This is a genomic window from Streptomyces sp. NPDC049585 (genome assembly GCF_040675615.1).
In the GTDB taxonomy this organism is placed as follows: Bacteria; Actinomycetota; Actinomycetes; order Streptomycetales; family Streptomycetaceae; genus Streptomyces; species Streptomyces luteosporeus.
Map to the genome: position 1 here is coordinate 42,592 of NZ_JBFAPE010000001.1, position 22,055 is coordinate 64,646.

The following is a 22,055-nucleotide window of genomic DNA, read 5'->3' on the forward strand; positions in this document are numbered from 1 at the left end:
CAGGGTCCCGGACCGGGCTGTACCGATGATCTGACACCATTTCTTCGGAAGGGCGGGCTCCGGGTTCCACCACCGACGCAGTACGGGGCCGGCCGCCGATGCGACCAGGGGACGGATGGACCGCACTGTGCGGGGCTACGAGCGCCAGGAGAGTCAACGGGCTGAACTCGACCATCTCTCGCAGTTCGAGGCCGAGATGGAGCGGCTGAAGACGGAGCGGGAGAAGGCGGTCCAGCATGCCGATGACCTCGGCTACCAGGTCGAGGTCCTGCGCGCCAAGCTCCACGAGGCGCGCCGTCAGCTCGCCCACCGTCCCGCCTACGACTCGGCGGACATCGGTTACCAGGCCGAGCAGCTGCTGCGCAATGCGCAGATCCAGGCCGAGCAGCTGCGCAGCGACGCCGAGCGCGAGCTGCGCGAGGCGCGGGCGCAGACGCAGCGGTTGCTGCAGGAGCAGGCCGAGCGGCAGGCCCGCATGGAGGCCGAGCTGCACGCCGAGGCGGTCGCCCGGCGCCAGCGCCTGGACGAGGAGCTCAACGAGCGCCGCCGCACCGTCGAGTCGCACGTCAACGAGAACGTCGCCTGGGCCGAGCAGCTGCGGGCGCGCACCGAGGCGCAGGCCCGGCGGCTGCTGGAGGAGTCCCGCGCCGAGTCCGAGGCCGCCCTCGCGGCCGCCCGGGCGGAGGCACAGCGGCTGACCGAGCAGGCCAGCAGCCGGCTGGGGGCCGCCGCGGAGGAGGCCCGGACGGAAGCCGAAGCGATCCTGCGCCGGGCCCGTACGGATGCCGAGCGGCTGCTGGCGGCCGCCTCCGCGCAGGCGCAGGAGGCCACCGACCACGCCGAGCGGCTGCGGATGGCCACCACGACGGAGACCGAACAGGCCCGCAGCACGGCGACGGAGCTGACGCGGGCGGCCGAGACGCGCATGCAGGAGGCGGACACCGCCCTGCGCGAGGCGCGCGCGGAAGCCGAGAAGCTGGTCACGGAGGCCAAGGAGGCCGCGACCCGGCGCCTTGCGGCCGCCGAGACGGACAACGAGCAGCGCACCCGTACGGCGCGGGCGGAGATCGCCCGCCTGGTGAGCGAGGCCACCAAGGAGGCCGAGGCCCTCAAGGCCGAGGCCGAGCAGCTGCGGGCGGACGCCGCCGCGGAGGCCGAGCGCCTGGTGGCCGAGGCCGCCGAGAAGGCGCGCAGCGCCGCCGCCGAGGATTCGGCGGCCGCCCTGGCGCAGGCCGCCCGCACGGCCGAGGAGGTGCTGGCGAAGGCCACGGAGGACGCCCGGGCGGCGCGCAAGGCGGCGGCCGAGGAGTCCGAGCGCATCCGCAAGGAGGCCGAGGCCGAGGCCGAGCGGCTGCGGGCCGAGGCCGCCGACACCGCCGAGCAGCTCAAGGGCGAGGCGAAGGACGACACCGCCGAGTACCGGGCGCGCACCGTCGAGCTGCAGGAGGAGGCGCGCCGGCTGCGCGGCGAGGCCGAGCAGCTGCGGGCCGAGGCGGTGGCCGAGGGCGAGCGCATCCGTGAGGAGGCGCGGCGCGAGGCGCTGCAGCAGATCGAGGAGGCGGCGAAGACCGCCGAGGAGCTGCTGGTCAAGGCAAAGGCGGACGCGGAGGAGACCCGCTCGGGGGCCACGGCCGAGTCCGAGCGGGTGCGCACCGAGGCCGCCGAGCGGGCCGCCGCCTTGCGCAAGCAGGCGGAGGAGGCCCTGGAGCGGGCGCGTACGGAGGCCGAGGAGACGGCCACCGAGGCCGCCGGCGACGCCGAGCGCGTACGGACGGAGGCCGAGGAGGCCGCGCGGGCGCTGCGCGAGGAGGCCGAGCGGGCCGCGCAGGCGCGCGCCGAGGAGGCCGCGGCGGAGCTGGAGCGGCTGCGCACCGAGGCCGCGGAGCGCGTGGAGGCGGCCGAGACGGCGCTGCGCGAGGCCCGTGCGGAGGCCGAGCGGCTGCGCAAGGAGGCGGCCGAGGAGAGCGAGCGGCTGCGCACGGAGGCCGCCGAGCGGGCGCGCACCCTGCAGGCGCAGGCGGAGGACGAGGCGGAGCGGCTGCGCACCGAGGCGGCCGAGGAGGCGGCGCGGGCGCGGACCGAGGGCGAGGCCGCCGGTACGCGGCTGCGCGAGGAGGCCGAGGCCGAGGCCGAGCGGCTGCGCACGGAGGCGCAGGAGAGCGCCGACCGGGTGCGCGCGGAGGCGAACGCCGTTGCCGAGCGCACGGCCGCCGAGGCCGCGGAGGCGCTGACCGCCGCCCAGGAGGAGGCCGCCCGGCGCCGCCGGGAGGCCGAGGAGCTGCTGTCCGGTGCCCGGGCGCAGGCGCAGGCGGAGCGTGCGGCGGCGCACGAGCAGAGCGAGGAGCTGCTGGCGTCGGCGCGCAAGCGGGTCGCCGAGGCGCAGGAGGAGGGCCGGCGCCTGGTCGAGGAGGCGGAGGCGCGGGCGAGCGAGCTCGTGGCTGCCGCCGAGCAGACCGCGCAGCAGGTGCGCGAGTCGGTGGCCGGGCTGCGCGAGGAGGCCGAGGAGGAGATCGCGGGCCTGCGGTCGGCGGCCGAGCACAATGCCGAACGCACCGTCACCGACGCCCAGATCGAGGCGGACCGGGTGCGGGCCGAGGCGTACGCGGAGCGCGAGCGGGCCGACGAGGACGCCGCCCGGACGCGTTCGGAGGCCACGGCGGCCCTCGACGAGGCCCGTGAGCTGGCGGAGCGTACGGTCGCCGAGGCGCGGGCCGAGGCCGAGCGGCTCTCCGACGAGGCCGCTCGGGCGCTCCAGGAGGCCCGGGAGGCGGCCAATGCGCGCCGTTCGGAGGCGGCCCAGCAGGCGGACGAGCTCATCGCCGAGGCGACGGGCGAGGCCGAGCGCATCGTCGCGGAGGCGACGGAGCTGACGGAGACCGCGAAGGCGGAGGCGGCCCGCTTCGAGGAGCAGGCCAAGGAGGCCGCCGCGGCGCACCGTGCCGAGGCGGAGGCGGAGGCCGAGCGGCTGCGTCTCGATGCGGCCCGTACGGTCGACGAGGCCCGCGAGGCGGCCAACGCCCGGCGTACGGAGGCGGCCCAGCAGGCGGACGAGCTCATCGCCGAGGCGACGAGCGAGGCCGAGCGGATGGCCGAGCAGGCCGCCCGCAACGTCGAGGAGGCCCGCGAGGCGGCCGAGGCGCACCGGGCCGAGGCGTCGGCGGACGCGGACCGGCTGATCGCGGATGCGGCCGAGATGGTCGAGGCGGCCCGCCAGGAGGCGGCGCGCTTCGAGGAGGAGGCCCGCCGGGCGGCCGAGGCCCACCGGGCGGAGGCCGAGGCGGATGCCGAGCGGCTGCGTCTCGAGGCGGCCCGTACGGTCGACGAGGCCCGCGAGGCCGCGGGTGCCCGCCGGGCGGAGGCCGCCGAGCAGGCGGACGCCCTGATCGCCGGTGCCGCCGCGGAGGCGGAGCGGCTGACGGCGGAGGCGGCCGAGAAGAAGACGAAGGCGGAGGAGAAGGCCGACGCGCTGGTCGCGAAGGCGACCGCGGAGGCGGAGCGGCTGGTCGCGGACGCGTCCGCGCGGGCGCAGCAGATGCGCACGGACGCCTCCGACGCGCTGGCGTCGGCGGAGCAGGACGCGGCGCGCACCCGGGCGGAGGCCCGCGACGACGCCAACAGGATCCGTTCCGAGGGCCGGGCCGAGGCCGAGCGCATCATCAACGAGGCGGCGGAACTGACCTCGTCCGCGCAGGACGACGCCGACCGCATCCTCGACAAGGCCCGCGAGGCGGCGAACGCCCGCCGGGCGGAGGCCGCCGAGCAGGCGGACGAGCTCGTCGCCGAGGCCACGGCCGAGGCGGAGCGGATGGCCGAGCAGGCCGCCGCGGCGGCCGAGGAGGCCCGCCGGGCCGCCGAGGCGCACCGGGCGGAGGCCGCCGAGCAGGCCGAGCGTGCCCTGACCGAGGCGACCGAGCAGGCCGAGCGGCTGCGCGCGGACGCCGAGGCGGCGCTGGAGGGCGCCCGGGCCGAGGCGAACCGGGTGCTCGACGAGGCGCGGGAGGCGGCCGGTGCCCGCCGGGCGGAGGCCGCCGAGCAGGCGGACGCCCTGGTGGCCGAGGCCGCGGCCGAGGCCGAGCGGATGGCCACGGAGGCGGCGCAGGCGCTCGCGGAGGCGCAGGAGAACGCCAACAGCACGCGCGCCGACTCGGCGAAGATCAAGGCCGATGCGGTGCTGGAGGCCGAGCGGCTGCGCGCGGAGGCGCGGGCCGAGGGCGAGGCGACGCTCGACGCCGCGCGGGACGCCGCGGCGCAGCGCCGGGCGGAGGCCGCCGAGCAGGCGGACGCGCTGGTCGCCCGGGCCCAGGAGGAGGCCGTGCGGGCCGCCGCGGCGGCCGAGGAGCAGGCCGACGCCATGGTGGGCGCGGCCCGCAAGGAGGCCGAGCGGATCGTCCAGGAGGCCACCGGCCGCGGCAACGAGCTGGTGGAGCAGGCGCGTACGGACGCCGACACGCTGCTGGCCGAGGCGCGTGGGGACGCCACCGCGATAAGGGAGCGGGCCGAGGAGCTGCGCTCGCGCATCGAGACCGATGTGGAGGAGCTGCACGAGCGGGCCCGGGCGGAGGCGGCCGAGGCGATGGCGTCGGCCGGTGAGCGCTGCGACAAGCTCGTCGCGGCGGCCACCGAGCAGCTGGCGGAGGCGGAGGCGAAGGCCGAGAAGCTGATCTCGGACGCCAACAGCGAGGCCAGCAAGGTGCGGATCACCGCCGTGAAGAAGGCGGACGGGCTGATCAAGGAGGCGGAGCAGAAGAAGTCCGCCGCCGTACGCGAGGCCGATCGCCTGCGCACCGAGGCTCAGGCGGAGGCGGACCGGCTTCTGGAGGAAGCCAAGCGGGAGTTGGAGGTGCTGGTTCGCCGGCGCGAGGACATTCAGGCGGAGATTTCCCGTGTCCAGGAGGTGTTGGAGGCGTTGGAATCATTTGAGTCCCCGGGGGCGGGCGGCTCGAAGGACGGCGGGGTGAAGGCGGCCGTGGGTGCCGGCGCAACTCGTTCGGGTGGCAAGCACGATCGGAAGTAGCCACTCAATCGAGGGGTCATTTTCCAGATTCCCCAACTGTCCTTATCCATCTGCTCCATGACGCGCCGCTCACGCCCCTAGGATTTCCTCAACACCTCACCGGTCTCCAATGACAGGAACCCCATGAGCGACACTTCCTCTCCCTTCGGCTTCGAGTTGGTGCGGCGTGGATACGACCGCGGCCAGGTGGACGACCGCATTGCCAAGCTCGTAGCGGACCGTGACAGCGCGCTGGCCCGGATCACCTCCCTGGAAAAGCGCATCGAGGAGCTCCACCTCGAAACGCAGAACGCCCAGGCGCAGATCAATGACGCGGAGCCGTCGTACGCGGGGCTCGGCGCCCGGGTCGAGAAGATCCTCCGGCTGGCCGAGGAGGAGGCCAAGGACCTGCGCGAGGAGGCCCGGCGGGCCGCCGAGCAGCACCGGGAGCTGGCCGAGTCGGCCGCCCAGCAGGTGCGCAACGACGCCGAGGCCTTCGCCGCCGACCGCAAGGCCAAGGCGGAGGACGAGGGCGCCCGGATCATCGAGAAGGCCAAGGGCGACGCGGCCACGCTGCGGGCCGAGGCGCAGAAGGACGCCCAGTCCAAGCGCGAGGAGGCCGACGCCCTCTTCGAGGAGACCCGCGCCAAGGCCGCGCAGGCCGCCGCGGACTTCGAGACCAACCTCGCCAAGCGCCGTGAGCAGTCCGAGCGCGACCTCGCCTCCCGCCAGGCCAAGGCCGAGAAGCGGCTGGCGGAGATCGAGCACCGTGCCGAGCAGCTGCGCCTGGAGGCGGAGAAGCTGCGCACGGACGCCGAGCGGCGGGCCCGCCAGACGGTGGAGACGGCCCAGCGCCAGGCCGAGGACATCGTGGCCGACGCCAATGCCAAGGCGGACCGCATCCGCAGCGAGTCCGAGCGGGAGCTGGCGGCGCTGACCAACCGCCGCGACAGCATCAACGCCCAGCTGACCAACGTCCGCGAGATGCTGGCCACGCTGACCGGCGCGGCGGTGGCCGCGGCCGGGGTGCCGGGCGACGACGAGCCGATCACGCGCGGCGTCCCGGCCCAGCAGAGCCGCTAGAGGGCATGTCCGGTCGGTCGCTCGACCGGGGAACCGGTGGTGGGCGTTCCGCGGTTTTTCGCCCGGTGGCGGGACATCGCGGGCGCCCTTACCGTGGCCGAGTGATCGAGGTCGAGGGGCTGACGAAGGACTACGGCGATGTGCGCGCCGTGGACCGGCTCACGTTCACCGTGCGCCCGGGCGTCGTCACCGGCTTCCTGGGGCCCAACGGTGCCGGCAAGTCCACGACGATGCGGATGATGCTCGGCCTGGACCACCCGACCGGTGGAACGGTCCGCATCGACGGCCGGCACTACCGGCAGCTGCACGACCCGCTGAAGACGGTGGGCTCCCTGCTCGACGCCAAGGCCGTGCACGGCGGTCGCAGCGCGCGCAACCACCTGCTGTGCCTGGCGCAGTCCAACGGCATCCCGCGGGCCCGGGTGGCCGAGGTGCTCGACACCGTGGGCCTGACGTCGGTGGCGCGCAAGCGCACCAAGGGCTTCTCGCTGGGCATGGGCCAGCGCCTGGGCATCGCCGCCGCGCTGCTGGGCGATCCGCGGATCCTGATGTTCGACGAGCCGGTCAACGGGCTCGACCCCGAGGGCATCCACTGGATCCGCAACCTGATGAAGGACCTGGCGGGCCAGGGCCGTACGGTCTTCGTCTCCTCGCACCTGATGAGCGAGATGGCGCTGACCGCCGAGCACCTCATCGTCATCGGCCAGGGGAAGCTGCTGGCCGACACCAGCATGACCGGCTTCATCCGGGAGAACTCCCGGTCGTACGTGCGCATGCGCTCCCCGGACCACGAGCGGCTGCGGGAGGTGCTGCACGGGGCGGGCATCGACCACGTCCCGGCGGCCGACGGCGTGCTGGAGGTCGAGGGCGAGGACGCGGCGCACCTGGGCGAGCTGGCCGCGCGCCACCAGATCGTGCTGCACGAGCTCAGCTCCCAGTCGGCCTCCCTGGAGGAGGCGTTCATGCGGCTGACGGCGCAGGCGGTGGAGTACCACGCCCACGAGAACCACCGGGCGGCGGCGCCGGGCGATGCACCGCGGCCGGACGCATGGGGCGCGGACTGGCGCAGGAAGGGATCGTGACCATGGCGGTCGTGGGCCGGGTCCTCCGCTCGGAATGGACGAAGATCAAATCGGTGCGGTCGACGGTGTGGACCCTGGGCGTCGCGATCGTGGTCACCGTCGCCCTTTCCCTGCTCATCAGCGCATTGACCAACCGGAACTTCGAGGACATGCCGGTCCGCGACAAGATCCGTTTCGATCCGACGTTCACGAGTTTCGCCGGCATGGGACTCGGCCAGCTCGCATTGATCGTTTTCGGGGTGCTGGTCGTTTCCAACGAATACAGCACCGGAATGATCCGCCCGTCGCTGGCCGCCGTGCCCCAGCGGGGCATTTTCCTCTTCTGCAAGATCGTTATTGCCGGGCTGCTGGCCCTGGTCATCGCAATGATCACGAGTTTCGCCGCATTCTTCGCAGGCCAGGCGATGCTCGGCGCACACAGCACCTCCCTCGGAGAGGCGGGCGTCCTGCGCGCCGTCATCGGCGGCGGCCTCTACATGACCCTCATCGCCGTCTTCTCCATGGGCGTCGCCACCATGCTGCGCAGCCCCATGCTGGCCCTGGGCATCCTCATGCCCTTCTTCTTCCTCATCTCGGCGATCCTCGGCAACGTCTCCGCCACCCGGAAGGTCGGCCAGTACCTGCCCGACCAGGCCGGCCAGAAGGTCATGCAGGTCGTCACCACCGGCAGCGACGCGCCCTACGGGCCCTGGGGCGGCTTCACGATCATGGTGCTGTGGGTGGTGGCCGCACTGGCCGGCGGGTACGCGGTCCTGCGCACCCGCGACGCGTGACCCCCGCCCCACCCGCACCGGGAACCGTCAACCTCTCGACTACCCTCCTAACCTTTAGGGGCTTTTTGCCTCCTCCACGCACGTACGCTCGAAGCTCGCGAGGGGCGGAGATGATCGAGGCAGTCGGCCTGACGAAGCGCTACGGCGCCAAGACGGCCGTGCACAACCTGACCTTCCAGGTACGGCCAGGCGCGGTCACCGGCTTCCTGGGCCCCAACGGGTCCGGCAAGTCGACGACCATGCGCATGATCCTGGGCCTGGACAACCCCACCGCGGGCCGCGTCACCATCAGTGGCCACCCCTTCCACAAGCTGCCCAACGCGCCCCGCCAGGTCGGCGCCCTCCTCGACGCCAAGGCCGTCCACGGCGGCCGCAGCGCCCGCCACCACCTGCTCTCCCTCGCCCAGCTCTCCGGCATCCCCGCCCGCCGCGTCGACGAGGTCCTCGGCGTGGTCGGCCTGCAGGACGTCGCCAAGCGCCGCACCAAGGGCTTCTCCCTCGGCATGGGCCAGCGCCTGGGCATCGCCGCCGCCCTGCTCGGCGACCCCCAGGTGCTGCTCTTCGACGAGCCCGTCAACGGACTCGACCCCGAGGGCATCCTGTGGGTGCGCAACCTCATGAAGCGGCTCGCCGCCGAGGGCCGCACCGTCTTCGTCTCCTCCCACCTGATGAGCGAGATGGCGCTGACCGCCGACCACCTCATCGTCATCGGGCGCGGCCAGCTCATGGCCGACATGAGCGTCAAGGACTTCATCTCCGCGAACTCCGCCGACTTCGCGCGCGTCCGCACGCCCGACGACGAGCCGCAGGCCCGCGACAAGCTCACCGGTGCCCTCGTCGAGGCCGGCGCGCACGTCCTGCCCGAGCCGGACGGCGCCCTACGCGTCACCGGCCTGCCCCTGCCGCGCATCAGCGACGTCGCCCACGGGGCGGACGTCCGGCTGTGGGAGCTCTCCCCGCACCAGGCCTCCCTGGAGGAGGCGTACATGCGCATGACGCAGGGCGCGGTCGACTACCGCTCGACGACGGACCAGCGCTCGGGCTTCCTGCCCCCGCCCCCCGCCCCGGGGGCCTGGCAGCCCCCGACCCCCGTCCAAGCGGGCTGGGCGGAAACGGCCTACCCGGTCCTGCCGGGCGAACGCCCGAACCCGTACGCGCAGGGCGCGGCACAGGCGGCGTACGGCACCCCGGCGGGCGCGGCGGCGCCGTACGGAGCGCCGGCGGCACCGGGCGCCCCGGCCGCGGCCGCGGCCGCTCCGGCCCCGGCGGCGCCCGCCCCCGACCTGACCAAGCGCGACAGCGAGGACGCACGATGACCACCCCGCCCCCGCAGCCCGTCCCGCAGGGCCAGCCGAACCCCACGCCGCCCGAGGACCGGCCGACGGCCACCCCACCGGCGACGGCGCCGCAGGCGCCCGCGAACCCGCCGGCGGGAGCAGCGGCGCAGCCGCAGTCCCCGGCTCAGCCGGCAGACGCCCCCGAGTACCCGCTGGCCCCGCCGCAGGCGGCCGCGCCGGACGCCGGGGTGCCCGCCCACGCCCGGGCTGCCGCCGGCCCCGCCGCGCAGGCCCCCGCGGCGGCCACGAACGCACCGGCAGGAGCCGCGCCGCAGGCCCCGGCGGGAGCCGCGCCGCAGGCCCCCGCGGCGGCCGTGCCGCAGGCGCCGGTGCCGGCGCCGGCCGGCTACGGGCACCCGGCCCAAGGGGCCGCCGCCCCGGGCTACTGGCCCGGTCAGGCTCCCGCCGCCGGAGGCGGCTACGTGTCGCCCATTCCCGTGCGGAAGGCGACGCTCGCCGACGCGCTGCTCGCCGAGTGGACGAAGATCCGGTCCGTGCGGTCGACGATGTGGACGCTGGGCGTCATGATCGCGCTGATCATCGGCATCGGTGGGCTCATCGCCACCGTCCTCGGCGGTGCCGACACCTCCGTCAGCCGGACGCCGCTGCCGCTGTTCGGCATGTACGGCGTGCTGCTGGCGACGATCTGTGTGATCACGCTCGGCGTGTTCGCGATCTCCGTCGAGTACGGCACGGGCCTGATCCGTACGACGCTGACCGCCTGCCCGGACCGGGCGCGGGTGCTGACGGCCAAGGCGATCGTCTTCGCCTCGCTCACGTTCGTGGTGACCCTCGTCAGCACGTCCGTCGTGGCCGCGCTCCACTCGGCGGTGCTCTCGGACCGCATCGAGGTGCAGCCCACGGTGGCCGACTGGTTGCGTGCGACGGTCGGGGTGAGCCTGTTCATGGCGGCGCTCGGCCTCGTGGCGTTGGGCATCGGTGCGCTCGTGCGGCACTCCGCGGGGGCGATCACGAGCATGCTGGGCGTGATCCTGCTGCCGTACGTCATGGCGATGTTCATGTACAGCGAGAGCCTGATGGACGTGCGCGAGGCGCTCATCGAGTACTCGGTGCCGGTGCAGTTGATCGGCCTGTACGTGCCGGACTCCGGTCCGCAGGACTTCACCGCGGACGGTCCCATCGGCTGGATGCCGGTGCTCATCGTGGCCATCGCGGCCGCGGTCTCGCTGGGCGGCGCCTACGCCGCGCTGCTCAAGCGGGACGCCTGAGTCAGTAGCGAGGGGCGTTGCGAGACCGCTGGAGCCTGGCGCTCCGGCGGTCTCGTGCGTTCCAGCAGGACTTGTGCCAGTGCCGCCGGTCCTCGACGCCGCCGCCGAAGCGCGGCCAGATCACCAGGTGCGGCACTCCGGGCGGGATCTCCTGGTCGCAGCCGGGGCAGCGGTAGTGCTTGGCGGCCGCGCCGCCGCCGATGGTGCGCACGGCCCACTCCTCGCCCTGCCAGCTCTCGGTGCGCTCCAGGCCGTAGCGCTCGCCGTCGAGGTCGCGCGGCAGGGCGGCTTGCTTGTCGGCACCGCCTCGCGGGCGGTTTCGGCGCGGGGACACAGGGGCACCTCGAAGGGTCGGGACCGGGGGTCGGGACCAGCCTACGCGGCGGGCCGCACCGCTCCTTCCGGCTTCCTCCCGCCGGTATGACGCTTACCGTCCGATCATCATGAAAACTTCATGCGCACCCGTACCTTTGGCACGTGTCGGCCGTTATTGCCTCGGGGGGACTCATCCCCGCGTCGGTCGCCAGGAGGGACAAGAGCGATGCGCGTTGGAGCTTTCGTCCTGGCGGCACAGTTCCCGGGGCAGGGGCATGCGGAGGCCCTGCACCGGGCGGTGCGCACGGCGGAGGTCGCCGAGGAGGCCGGGCTGGACGCGGTCTGGCTGGCGGAGCACCACTTCGTGCCGTACGGGGTGTGCCCGTCGGCGGTGACGCTGGCGGCGCTGCTGCTCGGCCGCACCCGGACGTTGCACGTCGGGACGGCCGTGAGCGTGCTGACCACGACGCACCCGGTGGCGCTGGGCGAACAGGCGGCGCTGCTGCACCTGATGTCGGGCGGCAGGTTCACCCTGGGGGTGGGGCGCGGCGGCCCGTGGGTGGATCTGGAGGTGTTCAACGCGGGCCTGGAGGCGTTCGAGGAGGGCTTCCCGGAATCCCTCGAATTGCTGATGCGCTGGCTGCGGGAGCCGCGTGTCGGCGGCTCCGGCGAGCGGTTCGCCTTCCGCGAGGTGCCCGTCGTGCCGCGCCCCGACGACCTGCTGGACGCGGCCGGCGAGCCCGTGCGCCCCGGTCTGGTCGTCGCCTGCACCTCCCCCGGGAGCGTCCGGCTGGCCGCCCGGCACGGGCTGCCGATGCTGCTCGGCATGCACAGCACGGACGAGGAGAAGGGCGAGATGGTGGCCCTGTGGCGCAAGTGTGCACGGGAGGCGGGCCGTTCACCGCAGGAGGTGGCGACGGCCGGCCATGTGGCGGCCGGGGTGGTGCAGATCGCGGACCGGCGGCAGGAGGCGGCCGAGACGCTGATGAAGGCGATGCCGGGGTGGCTGCAGCAGGGTCTCGCGGCCCATGTGACGGTCGACGGCAGGGAGCGCCGGATGCGCGATCCCCACGCCTACACGGAGCTGCTCTGCGACCTGCACCCCGTCGGCTCCCCCCGGATGTGCGCGGACCGGCTGGCGGCGACCGCCGAGCGCACGGGCATCAACCGGTTCGCCCTGCTCGCCGAGGGCTCGGGCGACCTCACGGCCACCGAGGAAAACCTGCGCCGGCTCGGCGCCGAGGTGCTGCCCCTGCTCGGCTGACCCGTACATCCCGTACCGGGCCCGCCCTGTCCCCGCCCCGTCCCCGGCCCTCCCCCGGCCGGAGCTGCCGCCCCCCGTTCCCTGGTGCGCGCACCTCCCCACGCCCTCGAAGCGGCAGCACGATCGCCTCAGCAGTCGCGGAGCTCCGGCGACTGGTTCAGCAGCTGGGCCCGCACGGTGGTGAAGCGGGCCAGGCGCTCGTCCGCCGTGGGGTCCACGGTGAAGACGGCGACCCGGTGGCAGTTCTGGAACGCCAGGCGGACCCCGAAGTGCCGCTGCAGGGCACCGCGGATCGCGTCACTCGCCAAGGCGCGCAGCAGCTGGCCGCGCGCGTACTCGTCCGGCGGCGGGGTCTGGTTGTCGGCGAACTCGCCGCCTTCCGTCGCAAGCCGCTCCACCAGCGAACTGATCATGTCCCACGCGTAGGGCAGGGACGTCCGGACGCAGTCGACGAACTCCGCTTCGTCGACCTCGCCTCGCTCGGCCTTGGATAGGAGGGCCGGTGAGACGTCGAGCGACATGGGTTCTCCTCTCGCGACCCCGCTCACGGGGTCTTAAGGAATGGGCGAGCGGACGACGACGCCCCGTGCTCGTACGGCGACCGCCCGCTTCAACGGTAATCCGGCCACTGCTGCCCCACCAGGAGAACACCGACAACTGGCCAAAGCCGTAGGGGCCCTTCCAGGGCGAATCGCGTGAAGTGGCGGGAGTCGAGTAGCGTGACTGACCATGCGTCTCGTCATCGCCCGTTGTTCCGTGGACTACGCGGGCCGTCTCACCGCCCACCTGCCCTCCGCCCCCCGCCTGATCCTGGTCAAGGCGGACGGCAGCGTCAGCATCCACGCCGACGACCGGGCCTACAAGCCCCTGAACTGGATGTCCCCGCCCTGCACCCTCAAGGAGGAGGAGGGCCGCTGGACGGTGATCAACAAGGCGGGCGAGAAGCTCATCATCACCATGGAGGAAGTGCTGCACGACTCCTCCCACGAGCTGGGCGTCGACCCCGGTCTGATCAAGGACGGCGTGGAGGCCCACCTCCAGGAGCTCCTCGCGGACCGCATCGAGACCCTCGGCGACGGCTACACGCTGATCCGCCGCGAGTACCCGACGGCCATCGGCCCGGTGGACATCCTGTGCCGCGACGCGGACGGGCAGACGGTGGCGGTCGAGATCAAGCGGCGCGGCGAGATCGACGGCGTCGAGCAGCTGACCCGGTACCTCGAGCTGCTGAACCGCGACCCGCACCTGGCCCCCGTACGGGGGATCTTCGCGGCCCAGGAGATCAAGCCCCAGGCCCGCGTCCTCGCCACGGACCGCGGCATCGGCTGCGTCGTCCTCGACTACAACGGCCTCCGCGGCATCGAAGACGACAAGCTGCGCTTGTTCTGACCTCGCGCAGCGCCCCGCGCCCCTTACGGGGCACCGCACGATCCGCCGGACACGGCCTAGGCCACGGGCGCGGAGGACTTGCCGCTGGGCGCGGGCCCGCTCGCCGAGGTCGAGACGCCCGACGACGGAGTCGTCGGCTGTGTCGGCGGCGTCGGCTTGGTCTCCCCGCCCCCCGACTTCGTCGGCTGCGGATCCGTCGACGGCGTCGGCTTCGGCGACTGGCTGCCTCCCCCCGGCGTCCGGCTCGGGCTCGGCGAGGGCCGTCCCGGCGTGCCGGAGGGCGCCGTCGGGGTGGGCGTGCCCTGCGAGGGCGAGGGGTCCGCGCCGCCGGAGGGGGTGCTCGGCCCGGGCGTGGCCGTGGTGCCGCCGGGGCCTTCGCCGGGGGTCTCGCCCGGCCTGGCCTTGCGGGCCGGTACCTGTCCGCCGCCCCCGGCGCCGCCGCTGTCCGGCTCGTCCGCGTCCAGCCCGCCGTCGCCGTCCTGCTGGGACGCGGACTGCCCGGGCTTGACGGTGTCGGGGTGCCGTGGCGCGTCGCCGCCCGAGGCGGCGCCGAGCGTGACGACCGCGGCGAGGACGGCGGCGAGGACCGCACCCGCGCCGGCCGCGGCGAGGTTGCGCCGGTTGCTGCGGTCCGTGATCCTGTGCAGCCATGTCCGCCGCACGGGTCCGGTACCTCCGGGTGCCGCCGTGGCGGCGGGCGCTCCCGGCATCGCGGCCATCCGCTTGATGACCGCCGTCGTCTCGTCGGTCGCCCGCGGCCCGGGCACCTTCCCCGCACCCGGTGTCGCCGGCGGTGCGGCCGACTGTTCGCTGCGGGCGGCCGGCACCTCCTCGCCGGGCGGCGTGTGGGGCAGCGGCGGCAGGGGCGGTACGACACCGGTGCGCCCGCCGCCCGTACGGCCGGCCGCGGCCGCGGCGACGGTGCCCGCCGCGAGTCCGGAGCGGTCGGCGACGAGCGCGAGGGCGCGCCGTCCGGCGACGGCGCCGCGCTTGTCGGCGAGGACGCCGCGCAGGCCGATGGAGGCCTCCAGTTCGGCGCGGGCCCGGTCGAGGTTGCCGGTGCACAGGGCGAGAACGCCCAACTCGTGGTGGAAATACGCTTCTTCGCCCACCTCGCCCGCGAGTCGGGCCGCCTCCTGCCCGTACCGCAGGCTGCGCTCCCAGGCGCCCCAGTGCAGCGCGGCCGCGAAGGCGGGCGCGGCGGTGCGGGCGAGCAGGACGGCGGCCGCCCGGTGCGGGGCCTCGGCGTCGCCGGTCAGCGCGCCGAGCGCGGCGAGGACGGTGTCGGCCTCGTGGGCGATGCGTTCGGGGGTGACGGAGGGGTGGCCGGCCCACCAGGCGTAGTGCTGGGCCGCGGTGTGGGCCTTGGCGGCCGCCTCGGTCGCCCAGTCCTCGCCGTACTCGGCGAGGAGCTGCTCGGCGACGCCGGTCGCGAGCCGGTAGTGGGCGCCGACGGTGGTCAGCAGGCCGCAGGCGAGGAGTTCGCCGATGGCGGCGTCGGCGTGGGTGTCACCGACGAGGGCGGGCAGGTGGGCCTGGTGGGGCACCGCACCGCCGAGGGCGACCGCGAAGCGCAGGGTCTGGCGTGCGGCCTCGTCGAGGCGGGAGGCGAGCAGCGGGGCGGGGGCGGCCGCCTGGGCGAGGGTCGGCAGCGGGCCCTTGGCGGTCTCGTCCGGGATGCCGGCCGCGGCGCCGTCCCCGGCGTCGCCGGCGGCGTCCCTCTCACCGCTCGCGCTCGCGTTCGCGTACGGGCGCTCGGCGAAGACGCCGAACTCCTCGACGGCGCAGGGCGCGGCGGCCAGGGCGTCGCGCTGCCGCAGCAGGGCGCCGGCCTGGACGAAGCGCAGGGGCAGGCCCTCGGACTCGAACCACAGGTCCGCCGCCCAGTTGGCCTCCTCGTCGGTCAGGGCCCGGCCGACGGCGTGTTCCAGCAGTTCCAGGCAGCCGGTGCGGTCGAGGCCGCCGAGGAAGACTTCTTCGACGTGGGAGTCGGCCGAGGGCGCGGGGACGTCGGGGGTGGCGGCGAAGAGGAAGGCGCACTCGGGGGTGGCGTCGAGGAGTTCGTCGAGTGCACTGCCGCCGAATTCGAGGTCGTCCAGGACGACGACGGCGCCGATCTCGCTCACGGCGGCGAGCAGTTCGGCCCGGTCGAGCCGGTGCAGGGGGGCGTGGTGGACGGCGGTGAACAGCTCGTGCAGCAGGTCGGTGGCGCTGCGGCGGTGGCCGTTGAGGCGGACGACGCCGTCGGGGGCGAGGCCCTCGCAGTCCTCGGCGAGGGCGTCGAGCAGGGCGCTGCGCCCGGAGCCGGCGGGGCCGGTCAGGCGTACGGAGCGGCCGCGGGTGAGGAGCCGGCCGAGCCGCTCGCGCTCCTCGGCGCGGTGCAGCAGGGGCAGCCGGGGTCCCGCCTGCCGGGCGGGCGGCGGGGGTGCGGCGGCGCGGCGCAGTTCGGCGCGCTGCTCGGGGCCGTGGCGTTCGGGGCGGGCCGGCAGGGAGCCGGGCGGGCAGGGCTCTATCTCGCTGCCGTCGACGGGGTTGACGGTCAGCAGGTAGTCGCCGCTGACGAGCTGGACGACACGGACCGGGCCCTGCCCGCCGGGGACGTCCGGCGCCGGTGCCGCCTCGCGGGGCGAGCGGCGCTTGGGTGCTGCGTCGTCCTGCGGCTGCGCGGGAGCGTGCTCGGCGTCGTGGAATTCCTCGGATCCGCGGTTCGTCGGGTCCATGCTGGTGAAGCCCCCAAGATGCGTGGCGTGCCGTCGTGCGCTCGGGCCTGTCCGCGTTTCCTCGCCCTGCGGCCCGCTGCCCGCCGGCGGGCCGTGGTGGCGGCGGGAAACCGAACAGACCTGGCCACAGTATCTACGACGCGGGGGGTGCGACGGCGCCGTGGGACGTCACAGTCTCATGAGGATCGGGGTACTCGTGCCGCAGGGGGCTCACCGGGCGCGGGCGGCGCCCCTTGTCACAGCGGTGGCTCGCGGGGGTGTCAGGAGGGGCGGCCGGTGTCGCGGGAGTGGTCGCGGGCGGGGCCGGGGGCACTCGCCACGCCGGCTCCGGTGCCGTCCTCGATGGCGAGGATGCGGTGGAGCCGGGTGGCGACCAGCACGCGCTGCATGCGGTCCGGCACGCCGCGCAGGACGAGCCGCCGGCCGGTGCGTCCGGCGCGGCGGTGGGCGCCCATGATGACGCCGAGTCCGGTGGCGTCCCAGGAGTCGAGCTCGGTCAGGTCGAGGACGAGGTCCCCGCGGCCGGCGTCGAGCGCGGAGTGCAGGACCGTACGGGCGTCCGCCGCACTGCGGACGTCGAGGCGCCCCCCGACGACCAGTTCGGCATGGTCGCCCCTGATGTGCATATGCGCTCCCCGGAGTGCTGCCTGAGTGAGATGTGGTGGAGGGTTCTAAAGAACTGACTGCCTCTCACAGGACAAAGTTGCCGTCTGTAAGCGAACCGATGCCGAATTCACCCCACGGGGTGAGGCTCACTGGCCGCAGTGGCTCAGTACTGGTAAAAGCCCTGCCCGCTCTTGCGACCGAGGTCGCCGGCGTCGACCATGCGGCGCATGAGCTCCGGCGGGGCGAACTTCTCGTCCTGGCACTCGGTGTAGATGTTGCCGGTGGCGTGCAGCAGGATGTCCACGCCCGTCAGGTCCGCGGTGGCCAGCGGGCCCATGGCGTGACCGAAGCCGAGCTTGCAGGCGATGTCGATGTCCTCGGCGCTGGCCACGCCCGACTCGTACAGCTTCGTCGCCTCGACGACGAGCGCGGAGATCAGGCGGGTGGTGACGAAGCCGGCGACGTCGCGGTTGACGACGATGCAGGTCTTGCCCACGCCCTCGGCGAACTCACGCGCCTTGGCGAGCGTTTCGTCGCTGGTCTTGTGACCGCGCACCAGCTCGCACAGCTGCATCATCGGCACCGGCGAGAAGAAGTGGGCGCCGACGACGCGCTCGGGGCGCTTCGTGGCGGCCGCGATCTTGGTGATGGGGATGGCGGAGGTGTTGGAGGCGAGCACGGCCTCGTCCTTCACCAGCCGGTCCAGGGCGCCGAAGATCTCGCGCTTGGTGTCGATGTCCTCGAACACCGCCTCCACGACGATGTCGGCGTCGGCGGCCGCGTCCAGCTCGGTCGTGGGCGTGATGCGCGCCAGCGCCTGCTCGGCCTCCTCGGCGCTCAGCCTGCCCTTGGAGACGAACTTGTCGTACGAGACCTTGATGCCGTCGGTGCCGCGCTTGAGGGCGGCGTCGGTGACATCCCGCAGCACGACGTCCCACCCGGCCTGCGCGGACACCTGCGCGATCCCGGATCCCATCAGTCCGGCGCCGATGACGGCGAGCTTCTTGGCCACGGCTGTCCCCTTACTCCCTGTGCGTGTGCGTGTGCATTACGGCTCTCCGCCCGGACCTTAGCGCCCGGCGACGCACCGTTGGGCGGTAAGAGATGCGCGTCACGTCCCGAATGACGGACATCACACTGAGACGGCCACGGCCTATGCCCCACACCACAGTTGAGCCCCCCTGGCCTCAGTCGTCACCGTGGCCCCGGGTACTCCAGGACCTTGGCGCTCAGCAACTCCTCGATCTCGTCGAGCAGGGCCAGGGCGGCACGCGAGGTCCGCGCCGCGGTGCGGCCCGCCATCATCTCGCGCTGGACGAACTCCACGACCTGCGCCTGGATCCACCCCGGCTGACCGGCCACCAGCCCGGCCACGGTCTCCTCGCCCGGGCACTCGCGCACCAGCGCATCGGTCAGGGCCTGCGTCGCCCGGCCCCGCAGACCCAGGACGCGGGCACGCAGGGTCACGCCCGTCAGCCGGGCGGCCCTGCTGCTGGAAATGCTCTCCGGCCTGCTGCTGCCGATGTCCCTGGCACCCGGCTGGCTCGACGCGCTCTCGCACCTGATGCCACTGCGCTATCTGGTGGACGGGTCCCGGGCCGCGTTCGCCGGCCACTACACGGCGCCGGCGCTGCTGTACGGCGTCCTGGCCGCCGCGGCGCTCGCGGGCATCTCCGTGACGGCCGGCACACGGTACTTCCGCCGGGCCGGGGCGTGACTACGCTCGGGGCCATGGTCAATCTGACGCGCATCTACACCCGCACCGGCGACGACGGCACCACCGCCCTCGGCGACATGAGCCGCACCGTGAAGACCGACACCCGCATCGCCGCATACGCGGACACCAACGAGGCGAACGCGGCGATCGGCGTGGCCGTCGCGCTCGGGCAGCTGCCCGAGGAGGTCGTGAAGGTGCTCGTACGGGTGCAGAACGACCTCTTCGACGTGGGCGCCGACCTGGCCACGCCGGTGGTCGAGAACCCCAAGCACCCCCCGCTGCGGGTGGAGCAGGCCTACATCGACAAGCTGGAGGCCGACTGCGACCACTTCCTGGCCCCGCTGGGGAAGCTGCGCAGCTTCATCCTGCCGGGGGGCACGCCGGGGGCGGCGCTGCTGCACCAGGCGTGCACGGTGGTCCGGCGGGCGGAGCGCTCGACGTGGGCGGCGCTGGAGATGCACGGCGACATCATGAATCCGCTGACGGCCAAGTACCTCAACCGCCTGTCGGACCTGCTGTTCATCCTGGCCCGCACGGCGAACCAGGAGCTGGGCGACGTCCTGTGGGTGCCGGGCGAGAACCGGTAGGCCCGCGCCACGCCCAGAACTTCTCCTCCAGTTCCCTCAGGTCCTTGCAGGCGGCCCCGTGCTGCCGTGCGAAGCGGACGGCGGAGTCCAGGAGCTCGAAATCCTCCTTCGGCTTCGTCGTCCTCCGCGCGAGGAAGCGGTCGATGTCCGCGACCGGCCACGTGGAGGACAGCACGTGCGCCGGATCGAGGCGCAGGTCGGCGTGGTCGGTGCCGCTGAAGCACACCCGTGCGGAGGGCGGGTTGATGTGGGAGGTGGCGGCCGACAGGGCGTGGTCGTCGCTCGGGTCGCAGCGCAGCCACCGGCCGCCGAGGTGGACGGTGGCGAAGAAGTGGCGCGACCTCTCGTCGCACCGCTGCTGGAGCGCGGGGAACCAGGCGGGGCCGAAGTACTTCCTGCCGTGCACGACGAGGACGCCGAAACCGGCGGGGATGCGCTGCGCGCGCAACATGGCGCAGAGCAGGTTCGCCTTGTTGGAGCAGGACCCGCGGCGCTGGAGCAGGGTCTGGCTCGCCGTGCGGCTCCAGTCGTGGAGGATGGCGTACTGGATCTCGTCCTGCACCCAGCGGAAGAGCCGCACGGCCTTCTCCCGGTCGTCGGCCGCACCCGCGGTGACGTCCGCGGCCGTCCGGGCGATCGGCGCGGACGTGCTGTCGCAGAAGCGGGTGCCTTCCAGGAAGGCACCCGCGATCGAGGTCCGGTGATGTCCCACCGGCCCATGGTGGGACCGCGTGTCCGCCGGGAAGGGCGGGTGGCGGGAAGAGCACCGGAATTGATCCGGCCGGGCCCGACGTGACCGGTCCTGCTCGGGAGGTGTCCGGGTGTGCCGGGCCCGGCCGGCCGCTGCGCGGCAGTGACGTGCGCGGCTACCGCAGGCCGTCGTCGACGGCTGTCATCAGCGTGCCGGTGTCGCCCGACATCTCCCAGATCATCACGCCGCCCAGGCCCTTCCCCTTCAGCCAGGCGGTCTTCTTGCCGATCGACCACGCGTCGTCGAACGTCCACCACTGGCCGCCCGCGCCGGTGTAGCCGTACGTGGCGACCGCCTTCTCGTCGTGGTGGACGGTCAGGTTCGGCACCGACGCGAGGAGGTTGTCGTAGCCGCGGGTGCCGGCCTCCTCGGGGAACTGGCCGGGGGCCGCGCCGCCCGCGGTCTGCCAGGCGCCGTGGGCGCCGCCGTCGGCCACCTGTTGCCAGCCGCGGCCGTAGAAGGCGAGGCCGAGGACGACCTGGCGGGGGGCGACGCCCGCGTCGAGGTAGGTGCGGACGGTCGTCTCGACGCTGAACTTCGTCGAGTAGGGGTCATTGGGGTCGGTGAAGAGGTTCCCCTGGTGGCCCGTGCGGTTCGGCTCCCAGCTGTTGTCGCTGCCGGAGCCGTGGAAGTCGTAGCCCTGAACGTTGGCGAAGTCCATGGAGTCGAAGACGCTGGGTGTGCCGTCCTTGGTGGTGATGTCCCAGCCGGCGTCGATCTTCGCGGGGTCGGCCGGGGTGAAGGCGGTGAGCAGGTACTTCTTGCCGGTGGTGGCGCTCAGCGCGTCCAGCTGCCGGCGGAATTCGGCGAACAGCAGGGTGTTGTTGGCCTTGTCGTCCTTGGAGACGTGGTTGCCCGCGTGCCCCTCGGATCCGGGCCACTCCCAGTCGATGTCGAAGCCGTCGAAGATGCCGGCCGCGGCGCCCTGGCCGCCGCGTCCGTTGGTGACGGGCAGGTTGCCCTTGAGGTACATGTCGATGCAGGACTTCACGAACTTCTGCCGTGAGGCGTCGGTCCGGGCGACGTCCGAGAAGTACTTGCTGTAGGTCCAGCCGCCGATGGACATGTTGATCTTCAGTGCGGGGTACTTGGCCTTGAGCTTCTTGAGCTGGTTGAAGTTGCCGGCCAGCGGCTGGTCCCAGGTGTCGCCGACGCCGTCGACGGACTCGCCGGCGGCGAAGCCCTTCTCGTAGTCGGCCCAGGAGTCCCCGGCGCCGTCGCCCTGACTGGGGTCCTGCGGGTTGGGGCTGGTGGCCTTGGTGACGCCGTTGAGACAGGTCAGGTTGACGGGGTCGATGTTGGAGAAGGCGTAGTTGAGGTGCGTGAGCCGGCGGGCGGCACCGGTGGTGTCGAGGGACTTCACGGTGTAGCCGCGTCCGTAGATGCCCCACTGCACGAAGTAGCCCACGCGGGCGTACCCGGTGCCGGGCTGCGGGTCGCCGCCCCCGCCGGTGGTGCGGACGGTCAGCGGTGCACTGGCCGGACCGGTCTGGTCGGCGGTGTCGCGGGCGACGACGGTGTACGTGTAGGCGGTGCCGGCGCTCAGGCCGGAGTCGGTCCAGGAGAGCTTGGCGACGGTCGCGACCTTGGTGGTGCCCCGGTAGACGTCGTAGTTCTTCACGCCCTTGTCGTCCGTGGCGGGCGCCCACTTCAGGCCGACGGAGGTGTCGGTGACGGTGGTGGCCTGGGGGGTGCCGGGGGCGGAGGGCGGGTTGTCGCCGCCGGGGGGCGCGCCGTCGCAGGAGCCACCGTTGAGCTTGCAGCCGGCCGGGGCGGCGTCACCGGCGGCGACGAAGCCGAAGCTCACGCTGGCGCCGGGGGCGATGGTGCCGTTGTACTCGCGGTTCTTGGCGCTGTAGTGGCCGCCGGAGTTGGTGACGAGGGCGTCCCAGTAGGAGCCGACCGTGGTGGTGGAGGGGAAGTCCCATTCCACGGTCCAGGAGTCGATGGTCGTGGTGCCGGTGTTCTTGACCGTCCACTGCCCCTGGAAGCCGGTCCCCCAGTCGGAGGTCTTGACGAAGGTCGCCGTGGCGCCGGGCGCGGCGTGGGCGGGGCCGGCCAGGGAGATGAGCATGCCGATGGGGAGGAGGAGGGCGGCGAGTGCCGCGAGGAAGGGGTGTGCCGAGGTTCTCGTGCTCAAGGGGTGCTCCCTCAAGTGAGGTTCGGACGAGTGGGGGGTGTACGTGGGGGGACGAGATGGAGGTGCGGG

Annotated in this window: 17 protein-coding genes and 1 pseudogene; 10 read left to right on the top strand and 8 right to left on the bottom strand. The window is 73.7% G+C overall.

Features of this window, described 5'->3' with window-relative positions:
- Positions 1–115 precede the first annotated feature (115 nt).
- The 6 genes from scy to AB0K17_RS00265 all read left to right on the top strand — a co-directional run bounded on the left by scy (position 116) and on the right by AB0K17_RS00265 (position 10,497).
- Positions 116–5,014 carry a polarized growth protein Scy gene (gene scy, locus AB0K17_RS00240; protein WP_365981649.1) on the top strand — a complete coding sequence of 1,633 codons (4,899 nt, stop codon included), beginning with the start codon at positions 116–118 and terminating at the stop codon, positions 5,012–5,014.
- A 123-nt stretch (positions 5,015–5,137) separates the two neighbouring features.
- On the top strand, positions 5,138–6,076 hold the full coding sequence (locus AB0K17_RS00245) for a cellulose-binding protein (protein WP_344437353.1): 939 nt from the start codon (positions 5,138–5,140) through the stop codon (positions 6,074–6,076).
- A gap of 101 nt (positions 6,077–6,177) precedes the next feature.
- Positions 6,178–7,158, top strand: coding sequence for an ATP-binding cassette domain-containing protein (locus AB0K17_RS00250; RefSeq protein WP_365981650.1), 981 nt, complete (start codon positions 6,178–6,180; stop codon positions 7,156–7,158).
- A 2-nt stretch (positions 7,159–7,160) separates the two neighbouring features.
- Positions 7,161–7,931 carry an ABC transporter permease gene (locus AB0K17_RS00255; protein ID WP_365965353.1) on the top strand — a complete coding sequence of 257 codons (771 nt, stop codon included), beginning with the start codon at positions 7,161–7,163 and terminating at the stop codon, positions 7,929–7,931.
- 110 nt (positions 7,932–8,041) lie between these two features.
- The gene (locus AB0K17_RS00260; RefSeq protein ID WP_365981652.1) at positions 8,042–9,247 is read left to right on the top strand and encodes an ABC transporter ATP-binding protein; all 1,206 of its coding nucleotides are present in this window, start codon (positions 8,042–8,044) and stop codon (positions 9,245–9,247) included.
- Positions 9,244–10,497, top strand: a complete 1,254-nt coding sequence (locus AB0K17_RS00265) for an ABC transporter permease (protein WP_365981653.1) — start codon at positions 9,244–9,246, stop codon at positions 10,495–10,497. Before AB0K17_RS00260 ends, AB0K17_RS00265 begins: the two co-directional genes overlap by 4 nt.
- A gap of 1 nt (position 10,498) precedes the next feature.
- On the opposite strand, the gene AB0K17_RS00270 is transcribed toward AB0K17_RS00265, so the two are convergent.
- The gene (locus tag AB0K17_RS00270; protein ID WP_365965197.1) at positions 10,499–10,831 is read right to left on the bottom strand and encodes an ATP/GTP-binding protein; all 333 of its coding nucleotides are present in this window, start codon (positions 10,829–10,831) and stop codon (positions 10,499–10,501) included.
- Between the two features lie 207 nt (positions 10,832–11,038).
- On the opposite strand from AB0K17_RS00270, the gene AB0K17_RS00275 reads away from it, so the two are divergent.
- Positions 11,039–12,076 carry an LLM class flavin-dependent oxidoreductase gene (locus AB0K17_RS00275; protein ID WP_365965198.1) on the top strand — a complete coding sequence of 346 codons (1,038 nt, stop codon included), beginning with the start codon at positions 11,039–11,041 and terminating at the stop codon, positions 12,074–12,076.
- A gap of 128 nt (positions 12,077–12,204) precedes the next feature.
- On the opposite strand, the gene AB0K17_RS00280 is transcribed toward AB0K17_RS00275, so the two are convergent.
- Positions 12,205–12,597, bottom strand: coding sequence for an SCO5389 family protein (locus tag AB0K17_RS00280; RefSeq protein WP_365965199.1), 393 nt, complete (start codon positions 12,595–12,597; stop codon positions 12,205–12,207).
- A 208-nt stretch (positions 12,598–12,805) separates the two neighbouring features.
- Between AB0K17_RS00280 and nucS the strand changes: the two genes are divergently transcribed.
- Positions 12,806–13,465: an endonuclease NucS gene (gene nucS / locus AB0K17_RS00285; RefSeq protein ID WP_365965201.1), complete on the top strand. Its 660-nt coding sequence runs from the start codon at positions 12,806–12,808 to the stop codon at positions 13,463–13,465.
- Positions 13,466–13,521: 56 nt separating this feature from the next.
- Here the strand turns inward: nucS and AB0K17_RS00290 are convergent, their stop codons facing one another.
- The 4 genes from AB0K17_RS00290 to AB0K17_RS00305 all read right to left on the bottom strand — a co-directional run bounded on the left by AB0K17_RS00290 (position 13,522) and on the right by AB0K17_RS00305 (position 18,258).
- Positions 13,522–16,185 carry an ATP-binding protein gene (locus AB0K17_RS00290; protein ID WP_365981654.1) on the bottom strand — a complete coding sequence of 888 codons (2,664 nt, stop codon included), beginning with the start codon at positions 16,183–16,185 and terminating at the stop codon, positions 13,522–13,524.
- Positions 16,186–16,445: 260 nt separating this feature from the next.
- Positions 16,446–16,811, bottom strand: a complete 366-nt coding sequence (locus tag AB0K17_RS00295) for an STAS domain-containing protein (RefSeq protein WP_365965203.1) — start codon at positions 16,809–16,811, stop codon at positions 16,446–16,448.
- Between the two features lie 143 nt (positions 16,812–16,954).
- Complete coding sequence (locus tag AB0K17_RS00300) at positions 16,955–17,803, bottom strand: 3-hydroxyacyl-CoA dehydrogenase family protein (RefSeq protein ID WP_365965204.1); 849 nt, start codon at positions 17,801–17,803, stop codon at positions 16,955–16,957.
- Positions 17,804–17,985: 182 nt separating this feature from the next.
- The gene (locus tag AB0K17_RS00305; RefSeq protein WP_365981655.1) at positions 17,986–18,258 is read right to left on the bottom strand and encodes a hypothetical protein; all 273 of its coding nucleotides are present in this window, start codon (positions 18,256–18,258) and stop codon (positions 17,986–17,988) included.
- Positions 18,259–18,289: 31 nt separating this feature from the next.
- Here AB0K17_RS00305 and AB0K17_RS00310 point away from each other — a divergent pair.
- Positions 18,290–18,508 (top strand): annotated as a pseudogene (locus AB0K17_RS00310) (ABC transporter permease); the annotation flags it as partial.
- Between the two features lie 14 nt (positions 18,509–18,522).
- Positions 18,523–19,095: a cob(I)yrinic acid a,c-diamide adenosyltransferase gene (locus AB0K17_RS00315; RefSeq protein WP_365965206.1), complete on the top strand. Its 573-nt coding sequence runs from the start codon at positions 18,523–18,525 to the stop codon at positions 19,093–19,095.
- On the opposite strand, the gene AB0K17_RS00320 is transcribed toward AB0K17_RS00315, so the two are convergent.
- Both AB0K17_RS00320 and AB0K17_RS00325 read right to left on the bottom strand, forming a co-directional pair.
- On the bottom strand, positions 19,028–19,807 hold the full coding sequence (locus AB0K17_RS00320) for a transglutaminase family protein (protein WP_365965207.1): 780 nt from the start codon (positions 19,805–19,807) through the stop codon (positions 19,028–19,030). The genes AB0K17_RS00315 and AB0K17_RS00320 overlap by 68 nt on opposite strands.
- A 154-nt stretch (positions 19,808–19,961) precedes the next feature.
- Complete coding sequence (locus tag AB0K17_RS00325) at positions 19,962–21,920, bottom strand: glycoside hydrolase family 18 chitinase (RefSeq protein ID WP_365981820.1); 1,959 nt, start codon at positions 21,918–21,920, stop codon at positions 19,962–19,964.
- Between the last annotated feature and the right edge of the window lie 135 nt (positions 21,921–22,055).